The sequence below is a fragment of the Bradyrhizobium sp. 41S5 genome, from assembly GCF_011516665.3.
GTDB lineage: Bacteria > Pseudomonadota > Alphaproteobacteria > Rhizobiales > Xanthobacteraceae > Bradyrhizobium > Bradyrhizobium quebecense.
The window spans coordinates 625,662-649,661 of sequence record NZ_CP083721.1 but is presented as its reverse complement, the minus strand read 5'-3'; the positions used below and the strand labels follow the sequence as shown (position 1 = coordinate 649,661).

Annotated in this window: 23 protein-coding genes; 9 read left to right on the top strand and 14 right to left on the bottom strand. The window is 61.1% G+C overall.

Features of this window, described 5'->3' with window-relative positions:
- The first annotated feature begins 176 nt into the window (after nucleotides 1-176).
- Complete coding sequence (mgtA, locus tag HAP47_RS03130) at nucleotides 177-2,786, top strand: magnesium-translocating P-type ATPase (RefSeq protein ID WP_173639484.1); 2,610 nt, start codon at nucleotides 177-179, stop codon at nucleotides 2,784-2,786.
- A gap of 374 nt (nucleotides 2,787-3,160) precedes the next feature.
- Here mgtA and HAP47_RS03125 read toward each other — a convergent pair whose 3' ends face one another.
- From HAP47_RS03125 to HAP47_RS03110, 4 genes are all read right to left on the bottom strand, one after another.
- Nucleotides 3,161-3,409 carry a hypothetical protein gene (locus HAP47_RS03125; protein ID WP_231168728.1) on the bottom strand — a complete coding sequence of 83 codons (249 nt, stop codon included), beginning with the start codon at nucleotides 3,407-3,409 and terminating at the stop codon, nucleotides 3,161-3,163.
- Nucleotides 3,410-3,430: 21 nt separating this feature from the next.
- Complete coding sequence (locus tag HAP47_RS03120) at nucleotides 3,431-3,643, bottom strand: YgaP family membrane protein (protein ID WP_210285273.1); 213 nt, start codon at nucleotides 3,641-3,643, stop codon at nucleotides 3,431-3,433.
- Nucleotides 3,644-3,765: 122 nt separating this feature from the next.
- Complete coding sequence (locus HAP47_RS03115; protein WP_173639486.1) at nucleotides 3,766-4,587, bottom strand: universal stress protein; 822 nt, start codon at nucleotides 4,585-4,587, stop codon at nucleotides 3,766-3,768.
- 482 nt (nucleotides 4,588-5,069) lie between these two features.
- A complete protein-coding gene (locus HAP47_RS03110) occupies nucleotides 5,070-5,441 on the bottom strand; it encodes a carboxymuconolactone decarboxylase family protein (protein WP_173639487.1) in 372 nt (123 codons plus the stop codon).
- Nucleotides 5,442-5,728: 287 nt separating this feature from the next.
- Here HAP47_RS03110 and HAP47_RS03105 point away from each other — a divergent pair, with 287 nt between their 5' ends.
- Nucleotides 5,729-6,463, top strand: a complete 735-nt coding sequence (locus HAP47_RS03105; protein ID WP_173639488.1) for a CBS domain-containing protein — start codon at nucleotides 5,729-5,731, stop codon at nucleotides 6,461-6,463.
- Nucleotides 6,464-6,713: 250 nt separating this feature from the next.
- On the opposite strand, the gene HAP47_RS03100 is transcribed toward HAP47_RS03105, so the two are convergent.
- The 3 genes from HAP47_RS03100 to HAP47_RS03090 all read right to left on the bottom strand — a co-directional run bounded on the left by HAP47_RS03100 (nucleotide 6,714) and on the right by HAP47_RS03090 (nucleotide 7,713).
- Nucleotides 6,714-7,037: a c-type cytochrome gene (locus HAP47_RS03100; RefSeq protein WP_173639489.1), complete on the bottom strand. Its 324-nt coding sequence runs from the start codon at nucleotides 7,035-7,037 to the stop codon at nucleotides 6,714-6,716.
- Nucleotides 7,038-7,141: 104 nt separating this feature from the next.
- Nucleotides 7,142-7,441: a hypothetical protein gene (locus tag HAP47_RS03095; protein ID WP_173639490.1), complete on the bottom strand. Its 300-nt coding sequence runs from the start codon at nucleotides 7,439-7,441 to the stop codon at nucleotides 7,142-7,144.
- On the bottom strand, nucleotides 7,441-7,713 hold the full coding sequence (locus HAP47_RS03090; RefSeq protein WP_173639491.1) for a hypothetical protein: 273 nt from the start codon (nucleotides 7,711-7,713) through the stop codon (nucleotides 7,441-7,443). The genes HAP47_RS03095 and HAP47_RS03090 overlap by 1 nt, the downstream gene beginning before the upstream one ends.
- A gap of 307 nt (nucleotides 7,714-8,020) precedes the next feature.
- On the opposite strand from HAP47_RS03090, the gene HAP47_RS03085 reads away from it, so the two are divergent.
- The 4 genes from HAP47_RS03085 to HAP47_RS03070 all read left to right on the top strand — a co-directional run bounded on the left by HAP47_RS03085 (nucleotide 8,021) and on the right by HAP47_RS03070 (nucleotide 13,814).
- Nucleotides 8,021-9,121, top strand: coding sequence for an HlyD family secretion protein (locus HAP47_RS03085; RefSeq protein ID WP_173639492.1), 1,101 nt, complete (start codon nucleotides 8,021-8,023; stop codon nucleotides 9,119-9,121).
- Nucleotides 9,118-11,856 (top strand): ribosome-associated ATPase/putative transporter RbbA, encoded by a 2,739-nt coding sequence (gene rbbA / locus HAP47_RS03080; RefSeq protein ID WP_173639493.1) that lies wholly within the window; start codon nucleotides 9,118-9,120, stop codon nucleotides 11,854-11,856. Before HAP47_RS03085 ends, rbbA begins: the two co-directional genes overlap by 4 nt.
- 3 nt (nucleotides 11,857-11,859) lie before the next feature.
- Nucleotides 11,860-12,987 carry an ABC transporter permease gene (locus HAP47_RS03075; protein WP_173639494.1) on the top strand — a complete coding sequence of 376 codons (1,128 nt, stop codon included), beginning with the start codon at nucleotides 11,860-11,862 and terminating at the stop codon, nucleotides 12,985-12,987.
- Nucleotides 12,988-13,094: 107 nt separating this feature from the next.
- Nucleotides 13,095-13,814 carry a CBS domain-containing protein gene (locus tag HAP47_RS03070; protein WP_173639495.1) on the top strand — a complete coding sequence of 240 codons (720 nt, stop codon included), beginning with the start codon at nucleotides 13,095-13,097 and terminating at the stop codon, nucleotides 13,812-13,814.
- 36 nt (nucleotides 13,815-13,850) lie between these two features.
- On the opposite strand, the gene HAP47_RS03065 is transcribed toward HAP47_RS03070, so the two are convergent.
- Nucleotides 13,851-15,239, bottom strand: a complete 1,389-nt coding sequence (locus tag HAP47_RS03065; protein ID WP_173639496.1) for an MBL fold metallo-hydrolase RNA specificity domain-containing protein — start codon at nucleotides 15,237-15,239, stop codon at nucleotides 13,851-13,853.
- Nucleotides 15,236-16,255, bottom strand: a complete 1,020-nt coding sequence (locus HAP47_RS03060) for an LOG family protein (RefSeq protein WP_231168727.1) — start codon at nucleotides 16,253-16,255, stop codon at nucleotides 15,236-15,238. The genes HAP47_RS03065 and HAP47_RS03060 overlap by 4 nt, the downstream gene beginning before the upstream one ends.
- Nucleotides 16,256-16,753: 498 nt before the next feature.
- Between HAP47_RS03060 and HAP47_RS03055 the strand changes: the two genes are divergently transcribed.
- The gene (locus HAP47_RS03055; RefSeq protein ID WP_173639497.1) at nucleotides 16,754-18,028 is read left to right on the top strand and encodes an MFS transporter; all 1,275 of its coding nucleotides are present in this window, start codon (nucleotides 16,754-16,756) and stop codon (nucleotides 18,026-18,028) included.
- Nucleotides 18,029-18,290: 262 nt separating this feature from the next.
- Here HAP47_RS03055 and HAP47_RS03050 read toward each other — a convergent pair whose 3' ends face one another.
- Nucleotides 18,291-18,752: a CBS domain-containing protein gene (locus HAP47_RS03050; RefSeq protein ID WP_173639498.1), complete on the bottom strand. Its 462-nt coding sequence runs from the start codon at nucleotides 18,750-18,752 to the stop codon at nucleotides 18,291-18,293.
- A gap of 144 nt (nucleotides 18,753-18,896) precedes the next feature.
- Nucleotides 18,897-19,361: a host attachment protein gene (locus HAP47_RS03045; RefSeq protein ID WP_173639499.1), complete on the bottom strand. Its 465-nt coding sequence runs from the start codon at nucleotides 19,359-19,361 to the stop codon at nucleotides 18,897-18,899.
- A 127-nt stretch (nucleotides 19,362-19,488) separates the two neighbouring features.
- Between HAP47_RS03045 and HAP47_RS03040 the strand changes: the two genes are divergently transcribed.
- Complete coding sequence (locus HAP47_RS03040; RefSeq protein ID WP_231168726.1) at nucleotides 19,489-20,175, top strand: CBS domain-containing protein; 687 nt, start codon at nucleotides 19,489-19,491, stop codon at nucleotides 20,173-20,175.
- A gap of 83 nt (nucleotides 20,176-20,258) precedes the next feature.
- Here HAP47_RS03040 and HAP47_RS03035 read toward each other — a convergent pair whose 3' ends face one another.
- The 3 genes from HAP47_RS03035 to HAP47_RS03025 all read right to left on the bottom strand — a co-directional run bounded on the left by HAP47_RS03035 (nucleotide 20,259) and on the right by HAP47_RS03025 (nucleotide 22,173).
- Nucleotides 20,259-20,714, bottom strand: coding sequence for a S1C family serine protease (locus HAP47_RS03035; protein ID WP_231169053.1), 456 nt, complete (start codon nucleotides 20,712-20,714; stop codon nucleotides 20,259-20,261).
- 325 nt (nucleotides 20,715-21,039) lie between these two features.
- On the bottom strand, nucleotides 21,040-21,540 hold the full coding sequence (locus HAP47_RS03030) for a hypothetical protein (RefSeq protein WP_173639500.1): 501 nt from the start codon (nucleotides 21,538-21,540) through the stop codon (nucleotides 21,040-21,042).
- A gap of 183 nt (nucleotides 21,541-21,723) precedes the next feature.
- A complete protein-coding gene (locus tag HAP47_RS03025) occupies nucleotides 21,724-22,173 on the bottom strand; it encodes a c-type cytochrome (protein WP_173639501.1) in 450 nt (149 codons plus the stop codon).
- Nucleotides 22,174-22,887: 714 nt separating this feature from the next.
- On the opposite strand from HAP47_RS03025, the gene HAP47_RS03020 reads away from it, so the two are divergent.
- Nucleotides 22,888-23,565 carry a nitroreductase gene (locus HAP47_RS03020; protein WP_173639502.1) on the top strand — a complete coding sequence of 226 codons (678 nt, stop codon included), beginning with the start codon at nucleotides 22,888-22,890 and terminating at the stop codon, nucleotides 23,563-23,565.
- Nucleotides 23,566-24,000 lie beyond the last annotated feature (435 nt).

Genomic DNA, 24,000 nt, shown 5'->3' with positions numbered 1-24,000 from the left:
GCCAGCAACAACAAGCCACTCCGGGATCATCAAGCCGCGAGCGGCGCTGTCAGACCTCGGCACCAATGGATTGCTGGCAATGGGTCTTAGCCCGGGCGGCTTGAGCCACGTCAACCCCGGACCCAAACGGGCGCACTAGGTTTCGTTGCCAATCCTTCCAGCAGCGCGAGACTCTCATGCCGCTCAAGCCGTCTGCGTATGGCCCAGCCATTGAAGCGTTCTGGCGCGAGCCAACCAGTTCGCTCCTGCGTAGTCTCGACACTCAACGGTGCGGTTTGCGCCAACGGGAGGCCGAGAAGCGGCTCGCCCGGATCGGCCCGAACCTCGCAGAGCCATCGCAAACGCGATCGATCCTGCAGAAGATCGTACATCGTCTGGTCAACCCGCTGATCGCCATCCTGATCGCGGCGGCAGCGGTGTCGGGGTTCAGCGGCGACCTCGCGAGCTTTGTGATCATTACGCTTGTGGTAGGCCTGTCGCTGACGCTGGACATCCTGCAGGAACATCGCGCGGAAGTCGCCGCCGATGCCTTGCGGCGCTCGGTCGCGATTCAGGCCGATGTCATTCGCGATGGCGCAATCGTCGCGCTGCCGGTGAGCGAGCTCGTGCCTGGAGACGTCGTTGAGCTGCGGACCGGCGACCTCGTGCCGGCCGACGGGGTCGCGCTTATGACCCGCGATTTCCAGCTGAACGAGGCCCTCATGACCGGTGAACCGTTTCCGGCCGCCAAGACGACCGAGCCATGCGCCACCAGTCTGCCCGCGGAAGCGAGCAATGCCCTGTTCGCCGGCACCAGCGTCGTCGGCGGCAGCGGGGTCATGCTGGTCGTCGAGACCGGGCGTCGTACGCGCTTCGGCATGATCAGCGCCGACCTGCTAGCGAACGATCCCCCAAGCGCCCTCGAGCAAGGCGTCCAGAAGCTTGGCCTGCTCATTCTCAAGCTGACGCTTTTTTTGACGCTGTTCGTGCTGCTCGCCCATCTCATGGCACATCGGCCAGCCATGGAATCGTTCCTTTTTGCCGTCGCGCTGGCTGTCGGCCTGACACCCGAGCTCTTGCCGATGGTGATGACGGTGACATTGGCGCGCGGAGCGCAGCGGATGGCGAAGCGCCAGGTGATCGTCAAGCGGCTGTCCGCAATCCACGATCTCGGTGCGATGGACACGCTATGCGTCGACAAGACCGGTACGTTGACGGAAGCCAAGATCACGCTCGCGGCACATCTCGATCCTGCGGGACGCCCCAGCGATCGGGTGCTCGAGCTGGCCCGATTGAACAGCGCTTTCCAAACCGGCATCCACAGCCCGCTCGATGAGGCGTTACTTGCCGCAGACAGCCCGCCGGGAAGCAGCGCCTGGACGCGGCTCGCCGAGATTCCCTTTGACTACGAGCGGCGCTGCCTCTCGGTCCTTGCGGCGCGAGACAACGACCGATTTCTGATCGTCAAGGGCGCGCCGGAAGCGATCATGGCCCGCGCTGTCGCGGTCGAGGTCGATGGCTTGGCCCGACCGCTGGATGATAGCCACCGTACTCAGCTCGTTCGTCTGGAGGATGACCATGCCCGGCAGGGCTTTCGGCTGCTCGGCGTCGCTATCCGAAACATGGCGCCGGACCGGGTCAATGTCACGACGGTGGATGAATCTGTCCTTACGGTGGTCGGTTTCTGCGCCTTCGCGGACCCTCCCAAGCGCGATGCGGCCGACTCGGTCCGGGATCTGAAGGCACGCGGCGTCGGCATCAAGGTGCTCTCAGGAGACCACGCTGCGGTGGTCGCGCATGTCGCGGATGCCGTCGGTCTCCCCTCCGGTCGCATCCTGACCGGCGGCGAGATCGCCGATTTGAGCGATCAGGCGCTCGCCGCGCAGATCGAGGATGTCGACTTGTTTGCCAGGATCGATCCCGAGCAGAAGAGACGGATTATCCGGGCCTTGCGTCAACGCGGTCATGTCGTCGGCTTCATGGGCGACGGCGTCAACGACGCTCCGGCGATTCACGCCGCCCATGTCGGAATTTCCGTTGCCGGTGCGACCGAGGTGGCACGCGCCGCGGCGGACATGATCCTGCTGGCCCCTGACCTCTCGGTGCTGGGTGCGGGCGTGATCGAGGGACGGCGAACGTTCGCAAACATCTCCAAATATGTCCGCATGGGAACCAGCTCGAATTTCGGCAACATGCTATCCATGGCGCTGGCATCCATTGCCCTGCCGTTCCTGCCGCTGTTGCCACTGCAGATCCTCCTGAACAACCTGCTCTACGATCTCTCCGAGATAGGCATTCCATTCGATGAAATCGACGAGGAGGATGCCGAGAGACCCCAATCGTGGAATATGGCGGATATCCTGCGGTTCACGTTCATCATGGGCTCGATTTCTTCACTGTTCGACGTTGCGACTTTCACCATTCTCCTGAAGGTCTTCCACACCGATGCGGCCGCATTCCAAACCGGCTGGTTCCTGGAATCCATTGCTACCCAGGTCCTCGTGATTTTTCTGATCCGCACGCGGCGGCCGCCATGGCGCGCCAGCCGACCGCATCGCATCCTGGCGTTGGGCTCGCTGGGCGCGCTTGCTTGCGGCATTTTCCTGGCGCTGGGACCGGTCGGTTCCTTGTTCGGTTTCGTCGGCCTGCCGCCTGTGCTGCTGGGTGCGATAGCTTTGATAACGATCAGCTACCTCGCCATGGCCGAGGCTGGAAAGCATCTCGCTCTCCCAGTCGCTGCACGTGAACGAAATCCCGATGCGCTACGGCCACAGCATCCTGCTAGCGATGCCGCGGTGAATCGATGATCCGCAGACGCCACACATTAGCGGGACCGCGTGACCGGAGTTGATCCGCATCAAGGCCTTTCTTCCCCCGAATGCGACTATTGTACTTATACGATACATGGCTTTGACCACAAATGGATCGATCGCGGCAACGGAATGAGCAGAGACCGGACGACGCGAGCGATAGCGATGCTCACGCCGTCGCAACCTCAGCGCCGGCGCCAACGCTCGACCAACCGATGCGACGCCGGCATCCTCGGAACGGTCCGAGCGTCTCATGGTACGGCCGTCTGCTGATCGTCGGCGCATTGCTGGTTGCCGCCGGCTGGGAGATCTTCCGGCTTCTTCTAACCATCATCACTCTCGACTGAAGGTTCGTTGAACGGATTTCGGGGTCAGCGTGACGTTGGGGGCGCGTCCTGCACCAACTCGACCGAACGATACGCGTCGGGGCTCGATTTTCGGAAGTACACCGAGCCGTCTCCCGGAACGCTCACGCAATGGTGCTTCCTGGCAAATTGTGCGGCCTTGGCGGCAGCGACCTCGTTGATCCCAAACAACCGCTCATAATCATGATCGGAGATTCTTAGAACAGCGCCAGCGCCGAGACGATCGAGTCGCGAGCGCAACTCAGCAAGGGTCATGTCTCTATTCATACGCTATCTCTAGACCGAGCTGGACTTCTGCCGAGTGTTGATTCCCAGCAACGTGTAGAGCGGACAGTACGAGAAGAATGCTGTCGCGATCAGAACGAATCCGAGTGTCCCGGCGACCAGCCATCCTGCTCCAAGCGAGCCGTCCCTCAGCGTATATGCGATCACAGCCAAGCCGATGATGATCCGGGCGTACTGATCAATGAGTCCGACGTTGCGTGTCATGGCAATGTGCCTCCTCTGATACAGTTCAATTTTGAACGCATTCCGGCTCACGGCCCTTGATCGTGATCAATTCACACGGTGCAGACCACCAACCAGCGCCAGACCGGGGGAACACAGCCGATCTAATGCGACATCAGCAGGCAGATTGGGGCGTGCTGCAGCAAGCCGCGCGTCATGCCGCCGAACATCCATTCACCGAGCCGGCTATGCCCATAGCCTCCGGTGACGATGAGGTCTGCGCCTTCGTTCCTTGCCAGCCTGACAAGGTACTCTGCGTCCGGCTCGGCCGTGTGGACGCGAACGTCGAACTGGCAATTGACGCTGTGCCGTTCGAGATAGCTCGCGACATCCCGCAAGCGGCGGGTCGCTGCGTCCTGCTCGTCAGACGTGCAGATTTCGGCGACAGTCACCTTCGAAGCCCGGGTCAGGAAGGGCAATGCGTCGCGGACCGCCATACGGGCCTCGCGGGTGTCCTTCCAGCCGACGACAATGCGGTCGGCCGACAAGCCAGTCACGCCTTCCGGCACCGACAATGTGGGACGTCCCATCCGCAGGATGGCCTCGGCCGAGTCGAGGTAATGGAAATTGTCGGACTGGGCTTTCCGGCGCTTGAAGACAACCAGATCTGCCACCCTGGCCTGCTCCGCCAGGAACGCAGTCGGGGATTCCAGCGCCCATCGCCATTCCACCTTATGGCGCTCCCGCCCGGCGATCTTCCTGAACCACTCGCCCTTCGCCGCGAGATCGGTCCCCATGCGCTTGATATCATCCTCGGTGGTCTGCTCGATGATCACGCCTTCGGCGACAAGGGGCGGATCGATGGCGGACGCTGAAACGCCGATCATCGATGCATGAAACTTGTCCGCAATGCCTTCGGCGACACGAACCTGTCCCTCATCCGGCTGCTGAGGGTCAACGTAAACCATGACATTGGCCAAATACATGTGCCTGCTCCACCAAGGTGAAATGATCGTCTAGTTGGGCACGGCGGCGCTGCCAACGTTGAGCCAGGTCAAGCTTGCCTCGATCCCCTGAACTATTCGTCGGTCGCCTGCCTAATCAGGATCCCGCCCGACGCTGCGAGCCGAGCGCGCCGGCGCCTCATATCCGGCCGCAATCTTCATGAAGTGATCGCGAGTTGCCTGGTCCTGGTGTCGTGCAGCCTGGCGCTTCGTCCGCTCGGCGCGGGACGCCCAGTATGAAGCGTCGTCCTGAGGCTTTCCGGCACGCGGCTTCTTCTGCGCGACCTCAGCGGCATTCTTCGCCGCCTGACGTGGGGGCTGCGCTTCGGTCCCGTGTTGCTGCGACGGCGGCTGCTTGGCATATCCAGAGCACATCATACAAATCTCCCAGCTATCGAAGCACGACAGCTCCGGTCCCTTCCGGTAGTTCGCCAACCGCCTCGCGGCGCGCGGCGTCGATCGGATCAATCCATCGCCGGCTCGGTAACCACCGCGCGCTCCTGAAACTGGTCGTAAGCCCCGAGCGCGTCAGCGGCGTACATCAAGGACGGTCCACCGCCCATGTAGACCGCCATCGCGAGCGCCTCCTCGACCTCCTTGCGGCCGACCCCAAGCTTGACCAGGGTCTCGGCGTGGAAGCCGATGCAGCCGTCGCAATGAGCGGCAACGCCCAATGCAAGCGCGATTAATTCCTTTGTCCGTGCATCAAGCGCGCCATTTCTGGTTGCCGCCTGCGCCATGGCCGAGAACGCGCGCATGGTTTCAGGAATGCCCTTGCGCAGCTGGCCCAGATTGCTGGAGATTTGCTTGCAGATGTCGGCATAGTCCTTTTGCATGCGACCCTCAGTCTTCTATATTGGAACTATCCAAGGGAAGGGCGGCTCCACCGACGGGGATGCACCGGCGAACGCCGCCCTCATCCAATGCAGCCCGGCGACACGATCCGGCCTCTCTGAAGGACGTGCGTGTTCGGCCTGCAAGAACCCGTACTTTGTAACGCAGCGATCGGGCGTGACATTGCGCCAGATCAAACCGCGCGCAGTTTGCCGCTTGCGTCAGATCAACACGTCCCACGCGTCTGGCACTAAGCATACTCAGTTCCAGAATAATGGGAGATATTCGGATGTATGCGCACCAGATCATGGCCCGTAAGGTGCTTTCGACAACGTCGGACAGCACCATCCTCGACGCGGCAAACATCATGCTTAAGCACCGTGTCAGCGGGCTTCCCGTGGTCGATCGTGACGGCACACTCGTCGGCATTATCACCGAAGGCGATTTCCTTCACCGCAGCGAGATCGGCACCGAAAGGAAGCGCAACTGGTTGGCGACCTTCGTCCTTGGACCAGGAAAATGGGCCGAGGACTACGTATTCGAGCATGGACGCAAGGTATCGGAGATTATGACACGCGCGCCGGTCACCGTGGCCGAGGATGCACCGCTGACAACGGTCGTCGAACTGATGGAGAAGAACAACGTCAAGCGGCTGCCGGTGGTTCGCGGCGGCACGCTTGTCGGCATCATCACCCGCAGCAACTTGCTGCGAACGGTGGCGAGCCTTGCACGCGATGTACCCGCTCCGACGGAGAACGACGACCAGATCCGGCGGCGCATTCTGGACGAGATCGAGCGGAACGCCTGGTGCCCGCTAGGACTCACCGTCATCGTCAGAGACGGCATCGTCCACTTGAGCGGCGTGATTACCGAAAGCAGATTTCGCAAGGCTGCAATCGTCGCGGCCGAGAACGTTCCCGGAGTCCTTGAGGTGCATGATCACCTCTGCTGGGGTGATAGTTTCTCGGGCTACTATCTGAAATCTCCTGAAGATCAGGAGCTCGAGGAGAAACAGGCTCACTAAAGGCGGCTCGGTCCGGGCGCGCCAGATACGCCGCGATCCCGTCGATCGCTTCCGGCATCATCGTTCTCCACGGCCTTGGCATTCGCCGGCGAGCCATTTGTCTGCGTTCTGATCAACCAGAATCCATAGAGGAGGATGAGCGGCACGACCCACGAAACAACGTTTCCAAACCAGCCGTCAGACCCGCTTCCGCGTCGTTGACTCTTTCGCTCATCTCCTACGGTCCTCCGACCATCGTTACGCGCCACGATCAGGAATGATCACGCAGGCTGAGGATATAGGCGACGACCTCATCAATCTGATAATCCGCCAAGCGTGGATTCGGCATGCGCCCGGACGGCCCCATATCCGGATGCTTAGTATCAAGATAGGCACGCAGACCGCCGTCGGTCGTGGATGCCCGCCCGGCGATCTGCACGAAAGATGGACCCGGGTCGCGCAGGATCGGTGTCTGCCTGTCTTCGGAGACGACGTGACATGCGCTGCATACAAGTTCCGCGAAATCCCGGCCACGAGATACCAGATCCGATTGCGCGTGAAGAAAGCCGCCGCAGCACGCGCTGATCGCGACCAAGGTCAATGTCCACCACTGTCGCATCGCGAGCCCCGATCCCGACTTGAGCCGACGCCAGACGTCACAATGCTCGACCTGTGAGTGTGTATTCTTGGTTGATGCTGCTAGCGGCTGGCCTTGGCGTCACGCGCCAATTCCAGACATATCAGCAGCTCGACGTAGCTACCGCTACCGTCGGCGGTTGTCGCGCGCGCGCAGGTCCGCCTGTCGGCGGTCACGAATTGCGTCCACTGGGACTGTAGCTGCGACCGCGCCTGCTCCTCGTCTCTTGCGCATCGCTCGAGAGATACGTTCGGTCCGCCTTCAGACCGGCATTCGCGCGCGATATCGAATTTTGGGATCACGCCTGCCACAGTCGTCGGGGGCAGCGCAGCCAGCATCACAATCGGCAGGTACAAGAACATCACGCCCTCCCAAGCTCGCTCATGGTTCTTTTTGCCACCGTCTCGCTTGTCCAGGATTGATCCGTGTCAAGAAGCCCGAACGCGACGTTGCACGCCTCGCGGTCGACTGCATCAAACGCATCGGTTGTCGCTTTGTTGATCCAGAGCAACAACATGCCGCTGCGATTGCGCTCAACTTCCGGCCATCGAGCATCCGGAGGCTCTCGCATGACCAGTGAAACGGTAAAAGCCCTTTTGATGGTTTTCCTGTTCACGTCGCTTTCAGTTGCCATTTACGTGTCGGAGAGCAGTGCGACGAAGCGGCTGAGGGTACTGACACTGCAGGCATTGCGCCGCGCTCAACGTCAATAGGACGATGCTCAGTGCAACTGCATCGAGCGCCTTGGTCGCGCGTGCCTATTCGTCATTGTCTGATGAGGACAATGAGGCCGATCATGTTCAGGAATCATCTGGCTCGACAAAACGATCGCCACGCGCCGCAATCGACGCGTTTGTTTCATTCGCACGATCCAACGAAGCTTACGTCGATACGGTTGTCCGTGTCGATCCCGATGTCGCACTAAGGGAGGCGGCGAGATCATGAGCAACCAGGAAGACCGCGTTCTGGACAAGGCGCAGCCGGCCGGGCATCCGGAGCCGAATGCGGTGACCGTAGTCAATCGCACGACACTGCCCTCGACCGTACGGCCGCCAGAAGTCAAGCGTCGCAGATGGACCCTTGCCATTCCGCTCCTTGCGGTCCTGCTGATCGGCGGTGGCGGCGGATATTATTGGTGGGCCCTCACGCACCCTCCGCTGCCGGCCGGCATCAGCCTGGGCAACGGGCGTATCGAGGCGGAAGAAATCGATATCGCCACCAAATATGCCGGCAGGGTCTCGGAACTGTTTGCCGATATCGGCGACATGGTCAAGCCGGGGCAGGTGGTTGCGCGAATGGATACGCGCGATTTGCAGCAGTCGCTCTCGAAGTCCGAAGCACAGGGCCGCCAGGCGCAGCACGCCGTAGACGAAGCCCGGGCCAATCTCGCGCAACAACAGACGCAGAAGCTTCTGGCCCAGCAGGAGATGGACCGCGCCAGCAACCTGCTTGAGCACGGCTGGACCACGCAGGAGATCGTCGACCAGCGCCGGCAAGCGCTCGATGCGGCCATCGCCGGGCTGAACGTCGCGCAGGAGAGAATATCGCAGACACAGCACGCGCTTGATGCTGTCGAGCATGATGCCGGCTACTTCCGGGTGCAGATCGCTGACAATACGCTGGTCGCCCCGAAGACCGGCCGCATCCAGTACCGGCTCGCGAACCTCGGCGAGGTCCTGCCGGCGGGCGGCAAGGTCTTCACCATGCTGGACTTCACCAATGTCTACATGGACATCTACTTGCCGACGCAGCAAGCCGGCAAGGTCAAGATCGGGGCGGATGCACGCATCGTGCTCGAGGCCTATCCCGATCATCCAATCCCTGCGAAAGTCTCCTTCGTCGCAAGCCAGGCACAGTTTACGCCAAAGACAGTCGAGACCCAAACCGAACGCGACAAGTTGATGTTCAGGATACGGGCCCGCATCGACGAAGAGCGACTGCGCGCACACATCGATGCCATCCGAAGCGGGCTGCCAGGCCTGGCGTATATCCGTTGGGACCAGACGGCAGCCTGGCCGAAAAATCTGCAAGGTTCGCCATGAGCGCCGTCAGGCGTCCGGTCGCGGTCGTTGCCAGCGTCTCGCACCGCTACGGCAAGGTGACCGCGCTTGATAACGTTTCGCTCGAAATTCCCTCGGGGTGTATCGTTGGACTGATCGGTCCGGACGGCGTCGGCAAATCGTCGCTGCTCGCAATCCTGGCCGGCGCGCGCGAGATTCAGCGGGGCCGCGCAACCGTCCTGGAGGCGGACGTATCGGACGCACGGGCACGCGCGCGGGTTTGCCCACGCATAGCTTATATGCCCCAGGGACTCGGCAAGAACCTCTATCCCGATCTCAGTGTACGCGAGAACATCGAATTCTTCGCGAGGCTGTTCGGGCAGTCGCGGGACGAACGCGATTGGCGGATTGACGAGCTGTTGGAGAGCACGGCGCTCGCCGATTTTGCCGGCCGCCCGGCTGGGAAGCTGTCTGGCGGCATGCGGCAGAAGCTCGGGCTCTGCTGCGCACTGATCCACGATCCCGATTTGCTGATCCTGGATGAACCGACGACGGGCGTTGACCCCCTATCGCGTCGCCAGTTCTGGAACCTGATCGATCGCCTGAGGACACGCAGCTCGTCGACCATGAGCGTGCTCGTGGCCACGGCCTATATGGAAGAGGCAGAGCGCTTCGACTGGCTGATCGCCATGAATGCGGGCTCTGTGCTGGCGGTCGGATCGCCGTCCGACCTGAAGCGCCAGACCGGAACCTCCTCGATTGAGGACGCCTTTGTCTCACTGCTGCCCGAGCAGCCGCGTGCCAGGCGCCCCGAGCCTGCTGGACAGCCAGCGCTCGAACCAGACAGTACGCCCGTTATCATCGCCAGGGACCTGACCTGCCGCTTCGGTAATTTCACCGCGGTCGACCGGGTCAGCTTTTCGATCAGACGAGGCGAGATATTCGGCTTTGTCGGCTCGAACGGTTCAGGCAAGACCACCACAATGAAGATGCTGACGGGCCTCATCCCGCCCACTGAAGGCGAGGCGCTCATCTTCGGCGGGAGCCTGCAGGCCGGGGACCTCGAGGCGCGGCGGCACGTCGGCTACATGTCGCAGTCCTTTTCCCTCTACGGCGAGCTCACGATTCGGCAGAACCTTTCCCTGCATGCCAGGCTGTTCAACTTGCCGCGTGCATTCGCGGAAAGCCGGATCACGGAGCTGGTGGACGCGTGCGACCTCGCCGATCACCTCGACAGTCTCGCATCGTCGCTGCCGCTCGGGATCCGCCAGCGATTGTCGCTCGCCGTCGCCATCGTCCATCAACCCGAACTCCTCATTCTCGACGAGCCGACCTCAGGCGTTGATCCGGTCGCGCGGGACCAGTTCTGGCGCCTGCTGATCGATCTGTCGCGCAATCAGGGAATGACCATCTTCGTGTCGACGCATTTCATGAATGAGGCCGCTCGCTGCGACCGGCTGTCGCTGATGCATGACGGGCGCGTGCTGGCGACGGATACCCCCGAGGGACTGATCAGACAACAGAACACGAACAGCCTTGAGGATGCGTTCATCGGCTTCCTCGAGAACGCGGCCGCGGTCCGCGCTGCGCCTGGCTTGAGGGCGCTGCCGCGCGATCATGCTCCGGTGGAGCGGAAGAAGCCCGCGAGTACCCTGTTCAGCTCGCGCCGGCTGTTCGCCTATACCATTCGCGAAGGCCTGGAACTGCTCCGCGACCCGATCCGAATGACGTTCGCGCTGTTCGGCACCGCATTCCTGATGGTGGTGTTCGGCCTTGGCATCTCGACCGACGTCAACAATTTGACGTTCGCCGCGCTCGACCGCGATCAGACGCCGGAGAGCCGTGCCTACCTCGAAGAGCTGAGAGGCTCGCCGTATTTTGTCGAGAGGGCACCTTTGACCGACTATGCCGGGCTCGAGAAGCGGATGAAGAACGGCGACATTCGGGTCAGCATCGAAATTCCGCCCAGCTTTGGAATGGATATCAAGCGCGGGCGACCGGCATGGGTCTCGGCGTGGGTCGACGGCGCCATGCCATTTCGAGCGGAGACGATCCGCGGTTACCTGCAAGGTATGCACCAGCTTTATCTCACCGACCCCATGGTGAAGACGACGCAGCCCGCAGCTCCCACGCCCGCCGATATCGAAGTGCGCTTCAAATACAATCAGGACTTCGACAGCGTCTATGCCATGGTGCCGTCGACGATCGCGATGATGCTGGCGCTATTTCCGGCCATCTTGATGGCGCTCGCCGTGGTGCGAGAAAAGGAGCTCGGCTCGATCACAAACCTCTATGTGACTCCAGTGACGCGACTGGAATTCCTGCTCGGCAAGCAGCTTCCCTATGTTGCCGTGGCGCTGGTCAATTTCGTGATCATGCTTCTGATGGCACTGTTTCTGTTCGGGGTGCCGCTGAAGGGCAGCCTGCTCGCGCTCGTGGCCGGGACAGTGATCTACGTGTTCACCACCACAAGCTACGGGATGTTCATCTCGACTTTCTGCAAGACCCAGATTGCCGCCCTGTTCGGTACCGCGATCCTTACCACGCTGCCTGCCAGCGAGTTTTCGGGCATGAGAGTGCCTGTTTCGTCGCTGTCCGGCTTGGCGCAAATCATGGGCCTGTGCTTCCCGATGACCTATTTCCACCCGATCAGCGTCGGCACCTTCACCAAGGGGCTTGGATTCTCCGATCTTTGGATAAGCATGCTGGCGCTCGCCCTGTTCATTCCAACGCTTACCATGGCGAGCCTGTTCTGCCTTCGGAAGCAGGAGCGCTGAACCATGCGCTCGCTGTCCAACATCTTCTGGCTCGGCACCAAGGAACTGCGCAGCTTCTTTAGCGACTTCGTGCTGCTCGGCTTCGTGGTCTATTCGTTCTCGCTTACCGTGATCAGCCAGGCGCATAGCAATTCCCAGGAACTCTACCACGCCTCGGTCGCGATCGCTGACGAAGATCATTCGGAGTTATCGCGGCGGATCGCGCACGCGTTCCTGCTGCCCTATTTCAAGCCGCCCGTCTCGATCTCGCAATCCGAGATCGAGCCCCTGATGAACAAGGGTCGTTTTACTTTCGCACTGGACATCCCGCCGAACTTCGAGCGCGATGTGCTGGCCGGCCGACGGCCCGGCCTGCAGGTCAACGTCGACGCAACTGCCATGGTTCAGGCCGGATTGGGCGCCGGCTATGCCCAGCAGATCATCAGCACCGAGATCGCGAATTTCGTGTCGAAAGAGCAGGATACATCGCTGTCTCCCGTCAACCTGGTGGTCCGCATCGCGTTCAATCCGAATGTCACGACCTCCTGGTTCACCAGCGTGATGGGCATCATCAACAACGTCACCATGCTTGCGATCATCCTTGCAGGCGCAGCGCTCGTGCGGGAGCGTGAACACGGCACCATGGATCATCTCCTGGTCATGCCGCTGAGTCCATTCGAGATCGCCATGTCCAAGATATGGGCGAACGGTCTCGTCATCGCCGTTGCCGTGGGACTGTCGTTGTATCTGGTCGTCCGCATGCTTCTGCAGATACCGATCAACGGCTCCATCCCCCTCTTCCTGCTCGGCACAGTTCTTTACCTCTTCTTTGCAACCGCTATCGGGCTGTTTCTTGGAACGGTCGCGCGTTCGATGCCCCAACTGGGACTGCTCTACATGCTGGTGGCACTTCCGATGAACCTGCTGTCGGGCAGCGCCACGCCGCTCGAAAGCATGCCCCCGTTCCTGGCCACAGCCATGCAGGCTTCGCCTTCGACCCACTTCGTCTCGTTCGCCCAGTCGATACTCTACCGCGGTGCGGGCCTGGACGTGGTCTGGCCGCAGTTCGTCGCCGTGGCGGGCATCGGGGCGCTGTTCTTGTTCCTCTCGCTGCTGCGCTTTCGCTCTGCGGTAACATCGAGCTCCTCCTGACGGACGGAATCGGATCGTGGCGAACGCCGTTGCAGCCGGTTGAGCCAGGTCAAAGGAGGGAGCCGAAAAGCCCCTATTTTGGCCCGCCAGGCTCATTGGAGGCATTCATGCGCGCCCACCAGATCATGACCAGGAATGTCGTCACCGTTACGCCTCGGACCTCGATCGAGGATGCTGCCAACATTATGCTTCAGAACCATATCAGCGGTCTGCCGGTCGTCGACAACGGCAAGCTGACGGGAATCGTCTCGGAAAGCGACTTTATGCGCCGCCGCGAAATCGGAACCGGGCGCAAGCGTTCGGCCTTTCTCCAGTTCCTGGTCGGACCTGGCCGCGCAGCCGCGGACTTCGTCCACGAGCGCGGTCGCAAGATCGAGGACGTGATGACACTAGATCCGGTCACGGTCGAAGAACAAACGCCGCTCGAAGAACTGGTGCACTTGATGGAGAAAAAGGACATCAAGCGCTTGCCCGTGATGCGCGGCAAGGACCTTGTCGGCATCGTGACCCGGTCAAATCTGCTCCAGGCCGTGGCCAGTCTGGCGCACGAGATTCCGGATCCGACCGCGGACGACGATCATATCCGCGATCGCATCCTCCGGGAGATCGACGCCGTGAGCTGGCGCCCTATCGGGTTCGAGGTGACCGTCCGCAACGGCGTTGTCCATCTGTATGGCATCGTCACCAGTGACCATGGGCGCGAAGCAACCATCGTGGCCGCGGAGAGCACCGCCGGCGTCAAGGAGGTGCATGATCACCTCTGCTTCGTGGACACCTATACCGGCTTCTATCTCGAATCACCCGAGGACATGAAGGCTTCGAGCTGAAACGACCGGATCGTCCGGCTCGCCTTCGCAGGCCGCCTACAAATCAAACACGTCGCCCAGACGCGGCAGCTCAACCCGCTGTCCCTCGAAATGCGCGGCGAGCGCCTGCATTGCGGGCTCTTCGCCATGAACCAGGAACGTTGCCTCGCATCCCTCGATCGCGCGTCGCCATGCGAGCAGCTCCTGCTGGTCCGCATGAGCTGAAAATCCGTTGATCGTGTAAATCGTGCTGCGAACCGCAATGTCTTCGCCGAACAGCCGCACGGACTTGGCCCCATCGATGATCTGCCGCGCAATCGTTCCCGAGGCGGCGTATCCGACGAATACGACCGCCGATTCCTTGCGCCAGATATTATGCCGAAGATGATGGCGAATTCTGCCGCCGGTGCACATCCCGGACCCGGCCATGATGACGGCACCGCCGGTTATCCTGTTGATGGCAACCGAATCGGCACTCTCGCGGACCAGACGCAGGTTTGCCGGGTGCAATGGATCCCCCCCTTCACGAAACATGGAAGCGGCCTCCGAGCTGAGACATTCGGAATGCCGCTTGAATATCTCGGTCGCCGAAATCGCCATCGGCGAGTCCAGGAAGATTTGCATGGCCGGAGGCAATCTGCTGCGCTCCACCCCCTGGCGCAGCACATAGAGGATCTCCTGGGCGCGCTCGAGCGCGAAGGTCGGGATGATGACGTTGCCGCCGCGTGCCAGCGTGCTGCCGATCGCACCGTAAAGCTCCTCGATGGAGTCCTTCAGCGATCGATGGCACCTGTCTCCATACGTCGATTCCATGACGACAATGTCGGCTCGAGCGGGCGGACTCGGAGGACGCAGCAGCGGGCGACCGGCGTTGCCGAGATCACCCGAGAACAGGACCGAACGCGTGCTGCCGTGCTCGGCAGCCTCGATCAGGATGCTCGCGGAGCCCAGGATATGGCCGGCATCGAAGAAGGTCGCGCGAAGTCCCTCCGCGAGTTGCAGCGGCTGTCCATATTCAGCCGTCCTTCCAAACCGGTCGAAGCAATTGAGCGCATCGACGACCGTGTAGAGCGGCGACAACGTATCCTCTTCCCCACGCCTGCGCCACTGGCGGGCCCTCCGCTGCGCGTCTTCCTCCTGAAGATGCGCGGCATCGACCAGCACGAGGCGGGTCAATTCACGACTGGCCGCAGTCGTGATCACCTCACCCTTGAACCCTGGCTTGGCGAGCAATGGAATCCTGCCGCAGTGATCGAGATGAGCATGGGTCAGCAGAACATAGTCGATGGTCGCGGGATCGAACCCGAAGGCGGCGACGTTCTCTTCTACCTGGTCGCGGCTTCCCTGAAAAAGACCGCAATCGATCAGAATGCGTCGGTTCAGGCACTCGACCAGGTGACAGGACCCGGTCACCGCTCGATCGGCGCCATGAAAGGATAACTTCACGATTCGACCTCTTGACTGATCGACCTGCCCCGTGAGGCATCGTCTCCGATCGGAAGAAGCGGCCGGCCGGCCGCCTCGTACCACCGCAGAATGCCTCGCCAGGCTTCCTCGGCGGACTCTGCAAACCAAAACAGGTCCCTGTCTTCCGGATCGATGACACCCTCCTCGACAAGGAAGTCCGGGTCAAACGCGCGACGCCAATACGACCCGCCAACCAGCACGACCGGCACCGGCGCAATCTTTCGGGTTTGCGCCAACGACAGCACTTCGAACAGCTCATCCATCGTGCCAAAGCCACCCGGGAATGCCACCAGCGCCCGCGCGCGCATCAGGAGATGCAATTTTCGCATCGCAAAATAGTGAAACCTGAAGCACAGCTCGGGCGTGACATATGGGTTAGGGTCCTGCTCCTTCGGAAGGGAGATGTTCAGTCCGATCGACTGGGCCCCCACGTCGTGCGCACCCCTGTTGGCCGCTTCCATGATGCCTGGGCCGCCACCGGTCATGATCATGAGGCGGCCGCCGACGGCCTTCTCGCTTGCGGCACCGACGATCTGCCCGAACTCGCGCGCGATTCTGTAGTATTTGCTGTTCGCCGCAATACGCCGCGCCGCCTTGAGGCGGCGCTGCAAACCGTCGTCGTCGGGATTCAGTGCCAGCGTATCAGCTATCGAGGCGACGGCCCGGCGCGCCGCCGGCGCCTCGCAAATGCGAGTGCTGCCAAAGACGACGATCGTATGAGCAATCTGATGCTCTCGGAGCAAGGTTTCGGCCTTGAGGAAATCAAGTTGGAGGCGAATGCCGCGTGTGGCTTCGCTCTGCAGGAAATTTTCGTCCTGATCCGCCTCTTGATAGCTTGACGATTGCAGGATGCTGCGCAGAGCGCCAGGCGCGCGAGTGTCCCCCTCGACGCCCTTGGGCTGCTCACTCGGGAGTGCCGAGGCCTTGTCGGCACGGTTGGCCGGCTTCGGGATCGAGCTCGGACGGGTCGATCGCAGGCCGTCCTCATCAGTCATGCGCCGACCTGCGTTCATCTTGGAGAGGCTTGGCCTCACTATGCTTCAGGGCCTCACGAACCTCGTCGTCTTCCAACGCATCCAGAAGCCAGCGGCGGTCGCCTGGCTTTTCGCAACCGACATCCGCCCCGTGCTTCGTGGGCTGTTCGACGGCAGGCAACTTCACTCGGTCATTCATGGCAAGGCCTCATCAGCATTCGAGGGGCATTACCGAGCATCCGGGATTATCGGCACGGACGCCTTGAGCAGGGTCAATTCATAGGCGACGATTGATAAGCATCTTTCGGCAGTCGCGACCATTCTCAACTTCGCCTTCGAATGAGCGGCGCAGAGGACGTCGGCGAGGCGCACATTGAGCCAGATCAATGGTCTGCGCCGTGGTGGTCCTATTTTGAACTAATATCTCGGTGCACCCCAGGCGCGCGCGGGTCTGGATTATATCGAATCCGGCAGTTTCGTGCGATGCGTCGGCGGGAGACCATGCCATTTAAGCTCGCTATGCCCACCCATGTCGAAACGTTCCGGCAATCGCTTCGGCTTTTGCGAGCGCCTCGCTTCGGCACGTACTTTGCCGCCACGTTGCTGTCCAACATCGGAACGTGGTCGCAACAGATTGCCGAACCATGGTTGCTGCTCAGCCTGGGCGCCTCCTCATTCGTGATCGGATTGGACAGCTTCGTGCAGTCGGCGCCGGCTTTCTTGCTGATCGTGGCGGGTGGCATGCTCGCCGACAAGGCCGACCGTCGCTGGGTCGTCGCAAAATTCCAGGCTATCCAGATGATGTGCCCGGTCGCGCTGGTAGTGCTCATGCTGACACAGCTCGTCGAACCGTGGATGGTGATCGTCCTTTCGTTCATCGTTGGCGTCACTGACGCCTTGTCCATGCCCTCTTTCCAGACGATCGCGCCTTCACTCGTCAAACAGGACCAGATTGGCAGCGCCATTGCGTTGAACGCGACGCAGTTCAATCTTTCGCGGATAGCGGGCCCGGCGCTCGGTGGATTGTTGATCGCAAGCGTCGGCGCTATCAGCTGTTTCGTTGCGAACGCCGTGTCGTATTTGCCTTTCATCGCGGTCGCGATCTGGGTTCTGCCGGCCGGTTCGGCCAACCTCGGCCCCGACCGCTCACTGGACCGTCACCAGCTCCTTCTCGGTTTACGCAGGATCATCGCCTCGGATTACATGCGTGGCGCATTGACCACCGTTCTGATCACGAGCACCTTGTGCGGGCCGCTGATCGTCTTCTGCCCGGTCCTGGTGAAGGAGATCTTGCACGGCGATTCCACCCAGTTCAGCCTCGCTATTGGCGCATTCGGACTCGGAGGGCTGCTCGGAGCGGTCGTGATGCTCGGGGTCGAGCCCGGTCGCGACAAGCGTCAGCTGAGCATCGCCTTTGCCGCCGCCTACGGTGCGATGACTGCTGTCGCAGCCGCGAACCCATGGACCTCCGTGCTTCCCCTTCTGCTGGTCGTGGCCGGCTTTTGCATGTCGATCAGCAATACGGCGGCCAATGCGCTCCTCAATGCCGCAGCGCCGGTCCGCCTGCGCGGCAGGACAATAAGCCTGTACATGCTGGCGATGCGCGGGGGTCTTTCGTTTGGCTGCCTCTTGACCGGAATATGTGTCGACTACATAGGCGTGCGCTATGCGCTACTGGTCAATGGCGTCACGGCCCTCGCTGTCCAATTGATCCTTGGCAGGCGATGGCTCCGCGCAAATTCGCAGGCCGTCTTGCATCCATCGATGCGATCCCCAGCGCCCGGGCGGTCCTAGCCGGCTCGAACGGGCTTCATTCCCAAGAAAGCTGCCAGCTTGGGGCAAGCTGACAGCTTCGAGGTCGGGTGGGGTGCGCAGCAACCCTGCGTAGTCGCATTAAAGCGGATCACGGGGAAGCCTGCTTGATCTGAATTGATCCGAATTGCGATGTTTCGCGTCGATCGGCCTGAGTGTGGCTCAGGGACGGGATGAGAAAAGATTCTGACGAATGGGCCCGTATCGCTCGCACGCTCCACAATTGGCCGCCGCGGCTTTCGCGTCAGTCGCCCTCGGATCGCGCGAGTATTCGCTCAAGCGCGATGATCAGCTGCACGCGGCCAACGATGCCAACGACCCGCGTATCCCGGAGAACCATGACCTGCGATATCTGATGATTGTCCATTTCGGCGACGATCTCGTCCACGGTCGCGCGTTCGTCGACGCAAACGGGCTTGCGGCTCATCACAGCGTCGACGCTGAGGGCCCGGGTCCGCTCACGGACCAGCCGCCCCTCCTCTCTGCTCAGCAGCCACTCGAGCCAGAAGCCCTCTGGCCAATGCACGCCGAGTTCGCGACGGTGAAGGAAGTCGCCCTCGGAGATAACACCGATCAGCGCCCCTGAGCCATCGAGCACGGGCAAGCCGCGCTGGCCAGTTTCCAGCAATAGACGAACGGCGTCGAGCAATGGCGCGCCCGGTTTGATCGTCGCGAATGACGTGCGCATGACATCCAAAGCCAACATGGCAAAAACTCCTCAGAGCTTGGTGTACGCAATGGTCTGCCAGCATCGATCAAAAATAGAAGGCCAGGCTGATCTGGATCAACACGCCGTGCAGCTTTTGTAGCCGCTGGTTTTCGCTGCGGGACCATTCGGCCCGCACAGTGCCTATCGTATGGGCGACGCAAGCGCTTCCACAATGTGCTTTTCGATTTCGCCGACAGGAAGCTTGGTCAGATCCTTGGGAATCTCCGCAATGATGTGACGCTTTACATCAGGATGCAGCGCCGCCCGAAGCTGCGCCAGCGTGCGCGGCGGAGCGACGACGACAAGCGCCGTCGTCTTTCCGCTCCGGACAATCTCCTCCGCGGCCCGCGCAACCCGCCTTGTGAACCGATACTCCTCGAGCTCGTGCCAGTTCGTCGGTTCGACGGCTCCCCGCCGACCGGAGACGATCCCCTTTATGAAGTGTCCCGGACGGTCCGTGCCTTGCACATGCGTTGGCGGGTTCTGATCTTCGAAGACAGCCTCCGCCTTCAGGTTGGGGAACCGATTGTCGCCTTCGTTGCGGAGCAACAGCGCCTTGCGCCCGTCTCCGACAAACACGAGCGCGTTCTTTGGAATTCCCGCCATCTCGATCCTCCGCTTCAAGGAGTCCTCTCTAGGGCCAGGGAACTCCAGACCGATTGATCGGGGTCAAATCACCCCTGCGCGAGATCCCGCAGGATGTGACACCTTCCCGTCTACGGAGAGCACGATCATGCAAGCGCGCGACGTCATGGTGTCACCCGTCATCACGGTGGACTCCAACGCAACGGTGCAGCGGGTTGCTTCCCTGCTGCTCCAACACCGCATCAGCGCCGTTCCCGTTGTGGGCAAGGACAGCGAACTCGTTGGAATCGTCACGGAAGGCGACTTGATGCATCGGACTGAAGCGGGCACCGAGCGCCCGTATTCGTGGTGGCTGCGGCTTCTGGTCGGAGACGCGCAAATGGCGTCCGACTACGTGAAGTCCCATGCTGTCAAGATCGCGGACATCATGACCCGTAAGGTCGTGACCGCGGCGCCGGAGACACCTCTGCATGAAATTGCGATGCTGCTCGAGAAACATGGCATCAAGCGTGTCCCCATCGTCGATGAAGCCGGCCACCTCCTCGGCATCGTCAGCCGGGCCAACCTGCTCCAGGCCGTCGCGAGCGCCCGGCCGAAGCTGGAGATATCACCCACCGATTCTGCTATCAGGAAGAAATTACTCGGCGAGCTTCGCGAGCAACCATGGGCACACACCTTCAATCTGACCGCGACCGTACAGAACGGCGTCGTCGACCTGTGGGGATATGCGCAATCCGCCGCCGAGCGCGCGGCGATCCGGATTGCCGCGGAGGCAATCCCCGGTGTCGTTGCAGTGAACGATCACCTGCTGGAAACGCCGATTATGGCCTACTGATCTCTTGGTGGCGATCGCAGCGCGGCCACCAATCAGTCAGCGGATCAAACGGCATCAAATCGATCCACGATCGCGCTGAACACCTAGTTCATCCTAATGAACAGGCGATCGATGGCATCCGAGGGAATCGCAAGGGCACGCTCGGATTCGGTCTCGCCGGTGCTAGCGGCAACAATGCCGATCACTTCGCCCCGCAGATTGAACAGCGGCCCGCCTGCACTGCCGCGATCCAGCAAGGCGTCGGTCTGAATGAGATCCTGGCAAGGGATGCCAGGCCACGAGCGATGCAGAGCGCTGACGATGCCGAAGCTAATGCTTTGAGTGAGTCCCGAAGAGCCGCCGACCGCAATGACGAAATCCCCGGGCTCTGCGTCGATCGATCGACCGATGCGGGCTGCGGTCAGGCCCGACGCCGAAATTCTCAGCATCGCCAGGTCATATCGCTCGTCGGCCACCACGAACCTGGCATCAAGCTGGCGCCCGTCCGACAATCGGACCGAGAGTATCTTGGCGCCGCTGACCACATGATTGCTCGTCACGATCAATCCGGACTCCGCCTTGATGATGACGCCCGCACCATACACATCCTTCGTTGTGGGGGACGGACTATTGGGAAGCCCGGGCCCCGTGTCGATCGACCGGGAAACCGCCGCTGTCTCCGTAGTGGCTCTTATGCCGACGACACTTTGGATGATCTTCCCGACCAGAGGCGCAAGTGTTTGCACATCCCGGATTTCTCCTGCTCGCACCTGCCCGGGCCACAGTAGGAACATCCACGTCATAATGACAATGGATGACGACAGTCGGCCGGCCAACTTCCTCCTGCAGCAGGGCCCTTTCGGGTTCATCTCGTGCCGGCCCGCACTATTCGGCTGCGGTTATTGGCAGCGCGCCAGGCCGCTCCGCCGCAATGAGTGCCTTCCACAATGCAGCGATACTGTTCTGGGTAGCTGGCAGAATCGAGCAGTGCCCGGCGGCATCAAAATCACAGAACCGCGCGGCAGGATCGTCACACATCTCGGCGAACGCCCGGTTGATGAGGTCGAGGCATTCGAGGAGCTTGGTGATGTTCTCCAAACCAGCACGACGCTGAAGCTCGAGGAGACGGAACGTCACGACCGGCGGCTCGCCGAAGGAGATCTCGGGATGGGCGAGCCCGAAGAACACTTCGACAGCAAATGGCACCTGTCTAATTCGATTGAGAAGGTTCGCTGCCTGGGCTTCTGTGCAAGCAGCCAGGCGAGGCGACGACGCTCCGGGTGCCAGCCTTGGACCGAGAGCCGCCAATATCTGCTGCTCAAGCCAGAGGCGAACGGGAGCCGGGGCGTTCTGAATTTGCTGGGCGTCAAGCATTATGCTGGTCATCGTTGATCCTCCACTTTCCATATGACCACTAACAACTTTGCTCGCAGCGGCCTTGATGGGGATCAATGTTGCGCGCGGCGGCCGTCGCGCGCCACAGGGCTGCCGCTCATCTATTGCAGCAGATCGCGTCGCCGCGGCCGAGCCGTGTCGGCAACACGACGATCCCGAACGCCTTCGCCGTCGCTACTTTTGCTGAATGCGGTTCAGATAATCGATAACGGCGAGGATCCGTGTTCGCACGACAACCTCCCGCAGATCCCGGGAAGGATCGAGCGCGTCGTAGGCCGGATCGACAATGTGAGGCAAGCTCTTAACGGGATTGAATCGTTCCCCCCAAATCGGCATTTCATGAGTGCCGTGCGCGGAAATTGTTCTCCGCCCATCTATGGCTTCATAGACGGCGGTTATAGGAAAGACCCCGTTGTTGTTCTTGGCCAAAGCCGTCAAATCGGCGGGCGACACCTTCAGCTGCTCAGCGACAGGTCCCCTGCCCTTTCCGTCCACACCATGGCAGCTTGCGCACGAGGCTTGAAATTCGACCTTGCCGACATCGGCATCTTCGGCGTGAACGGCCGCGGCGAAAACAGCGGTCAGACTGACGATCATCAGCGACTTCAGGCAAACGGTCATCATGTCGCGCCCCCGGGCTTTCGGATAAATCCGTCTAGCGGTGATGGACTTGCTTCAGCTTGACGTAAATCAACGGAAGGGAAACTCGCGGCCTTGCCGCGCAGCCGACGCCTCTTCAGAACGGAGATCGACGGAAGCATCTGGTTCCTGGGCTTCATGCAGCACGATCTCGCACAGTTCGGCCTGCAAACTCCTCGACAGTCCATTCGGCGCGGGGCTGTCTCCCGCGGAGGTGCGATCGGTTACCTTAGTCCTGGGGCTGGGCGGAAATAAAGTGGCGGAGGGAGTTTCAGTCAACTCCGAAGCGCTGCCATCTAGCGCATGACATCGCAGAAAATCCTAGTCTGGCGTACAACATCGCGCAAATGGCGGAGACAGTGTCATCGAATCTCCTTGAAAGATCACGAGTTTTCGACCTTTCCAGGCTCAAACCCACGATTTGAGCAACAACCTGAAAGGCCTTCGCGCCTTCAGAAGGCTGCCGCCGCGCCGGGTCCCGGCGGCTCCCACCAAAAACATCGAAAACAACCCCATGCAAAGTAGCCGGCGACCGCCGCAACCGACCGTTTGGACCGAAAATTTGACACGTCGGGCAAATCAGCGGCACAATTTCATTTTCACAAAATCCGCTACACGACCACGGGCGCGCAACGGATGCTGTCCGCTGTAGCGTCAGGCGAAAGCTGATTCAGGACTTGTCCGGGGAACACCACACAGATGCAGTTTGACGACGTTATCCTCGGTCGCCGGAGCATCCGCGGTTACAAACCCGATCCAGTGCCCAAGGCGCTGATTGCGGAGATCATTGGTTTGGCGATGCGCGCTCCGTCGTCGATGAACACCCAGCCCTGGAATTTCTACGTCATCACCGGCGAACCGCTGGATCGGATCCGCGCCGGCAACACCGAGCGGATGGCGGCCGGCATACCGCAGTCGCGCGAGTTCCGCACCGGTCAGGCCTTCGCAGGCAAGCACCGCGACCGGCAGGTCGGTGTCGCCAAGCAATTATTCTCCGCGATGGGGATCGAGCGCGACAACAAGGACAAGCGCCAGGACTGGGTGCTGCGTGGCTTTCGTCAATTCGACGCGCCTGTCTGCGTGATCATTACCTACGACAGGGTGCTGGACGGCAGCGACGATACGCCCTTCGATTGCGGCGCTGTGGCGACCGCCCTGGTCAATGCCGCCTGGTCTCGCGGGCTGGGCGCCGTGATCAACAGCCAGGGCATCATGCAATCACCCGTGGTGCGCGAGCACGCTGGAATAGCCGACGATCAGGTCATCATGAAAAGTATCGCGCTGGGCTGGCCGGACGAAACCTTTCCGGCAAATGCGGTCGTGTCGGAGCGGAAGTCTGTCGAGGAAGCGACGGTGTTTGTCGGATTTGATAATTAGGCGAGCGCCCCGCGCGCAACGGGCGCTATCCGGCATAACGTCAGGCGAAACTTCTTCACCTATGATTGGAAGTTGCATTGTGACAGCTTCAATGCATTGACACGATTATGTTCCGTGCAGACGGCAGCTTGACGTCGGGGTCGTTACTCGCAATAATTTTGTGCACTGTCACGGTAACACCGAGGCGCCATAGTGGAGCACGCGCTCCTTGAACTGGGCGGCACCTTCTGATTCTACCTCTTGGTATCGCTCACTCGGTGCAATTCCCCGCGCCAGCTTCACAGTCGCCTCGTTAGCGGCTTTCGCCGGTAGATCACGACCGAGTATCCCTTTATCTTGAAGCCCCGCAAAAGACAGGCCTCCGTTTAAGCTGTCCCGGCAATCGACCCTTCCACCTAGTGAAAGCGGAACCTTTAATGCTCGCGTCAGCGCGGC